We start from the raw sequence: 1833 nt of genomic DNA on the forward strand, positions 1-1833 counted from the left end.
TCGTCGTCATTCGCCAGTTCTGAGGCATGTGAATATGTCTTTATGCCCAAGAACTTGTTCGCGCACCAGGTCGGAGGGGTAGGGCAGCCGGGCCATCAGGGCGGCCTCCACGGCCTCGCTCCAGGGGGCGTTGCCGAGTCCCACGGCCAGGTTGCGCAGCCAGCGCTCGTAGCCGATGCGGCGTATCGGGCTGCCGGCGGTCTTCTCCAGAAACTCCTCCTCACCCCAGGCGAACAGCGACACCAGGCTCGCACGGTCCAGGTCGTGGCGAGGGGCGAAGTCGGCCTCGCGGGAGGCCCGGGAAAAGCGGGTGAAAGGGCAGACCAGCTGGCAGTCGTCGCAGCCGAACACCCGGTTGCCCATGGCCACCCGGTAGTGTTCGGGGATGGCCCCGTGAAGCTCGATGGTCAGGTAGGAGATGCAGGCCCGGGCATCGACCACCCGGTCCTCGACGATGGCCCCGGTGGGGCAGGCGCTGCGGCAGGCGCTGCAGCTGCCGCAGTGGTCGCTTTCGAAGGGCGCATCTACCGGTAGTGGCAGGTCGGTATAGAGTTCACCCAGGAAGAACAGCGAGCCGGCCCCGGGGTTGAGCAGCATGGCGTTCTTGCCGAACCAGCCCAGTCCCGCCTTGCGGCCCAGGGCCCGCTCCATGACCGGTGCCGAGTCGACGAAGGCGCGGTAGCCGAAAGAGCCCACCTCGGCTTCCATCCATTTCGCCAGGGTGGCCAGCCGCTTGCGCATCAGCTTGTGATAGTCGCGCCCGGTGGCATAACGGGACACATAGGCGGTTTCCGGCTGGCCCAGCACTTTCGTCGTTTCCACCTCGGCGGGCAGATAGTCCAAGCGCACGCAGATCACTCGCATAGTGCCCGGCACCAGCTCTGCCGGCCGGGTGCGCTTGGTGCCGTGCTTGGTCATGAAGCCCATCTCGCCGTGGTGGCCGGCCGCGAGCCAATCCGCCAGGCGCTGCTCGTCCTCGGCCAGGTCGACGTCTGTGATGCCGACTTGCTGAAAGCCGAGCTCGCGGCCCCAGGTCTTGATCCGCTGGGCGAGGGCGTTCATGTCGGGGGCGTTATCCGACGGGGACAGGAGGGTCATGATCGAGAAAACACCATGCAGATCGGCCCCATGACTTGGCGTGGGGCGCAGAGAATTTACACTTGATATGGTAAAGGATCCCGAATGAGGAGACACCGGATGGCCGGGGAAAACCCACACCCCGAGCGGCAATCGAGGCCGCTCTATCGCGCTGACCAGGTGCGCGAGCTCGACCGGCGCACCATCGCCGCGGGCATCGAGGGCTTTGCCCTGATGCAGCGCGCGGCCATGGCCGCCTGGCAGAGCCTGAAGGCCTGCTGGCCCGGGGTGCACTCGCTCAGCGTGCTCTGCGGCGGCGGCAACAACGGCGGCGATGGCCATGTGCTGGCGGCGTTGGCCGCCGCCGAGGGGCTTGCCGTGCAGCGCATCCTGCTCAAGCCGCTCGAAGAGCTGTCCGGCGATGCCAGACGCGCCGCCGTGGCCACGGCGGCCGGGGTTCAGGTCGAACCCTGGAGAGCGGGCCTCGCCTTCCAGGGCGAACTGGTCGTCGATGCCCTGCTGGGCACCGGCCTCGGTGGCGAGGTGCGCGGTGAGGCCCGCGAGGCGATCGAGGCCATCAACGCCAGCTGTCTGCCGGTGCTGGCCATCGATATCCCCTCGGGGCTGCATGCCGATACCGGCGCTGTCCTCGGCACGGCGGCAGGAATTGAACCCGCAACCTGCGGTTTTGGAGACCGCTGCTCTACCAATTGAGCTACACCCCTGTAAGGCAAATCCACTTGCCTTGAGCGCCGA

Annotated in this window: 2 protein-coding genes; one reads left to right on the forward strand and one right to left on the reverse strand. The window is 67.1% G+C overall.

Annotated features, from left to right (window positions below; all coding sequences use genetic code 11):
* Positions 1–6: 6 nt before the first annotated feature.
* Entirely contained in the window at positions 7–1098 is a 1092-nt protein-coding gene (gene queG, locus RI841_RS16325; RefSeq protein WP_310706684.1) for a tRNA epoxyqueuosine(34) reductase QueG, read from the reverse strand.
* A 99-nt stretch (positions 1099–1197) separates the two neighbouring features.
* On the opposite strand from queG, the gene RI841_RS16330 reads away from it, so the two are divergent.
* Entirely contained in the window at positions 1198–1791 is a 594-nt protein-coding gene (locus RI841_RS16330) for an NAD(P)H-hydrate epimerase (protein WP_405000959.1), read from the forward strand.
* The last annotated feature ends 42 nt before the right edge of the window (positions 1792–1833 follow it).

The organism is Halomonas sp., from assembly GCF_031581305.1.
Lineage (GTDB): Bacteria > Pseudomonadota > Gammaproteobacteria > Pseudomonadales > Halomonadaceae > Halomonas.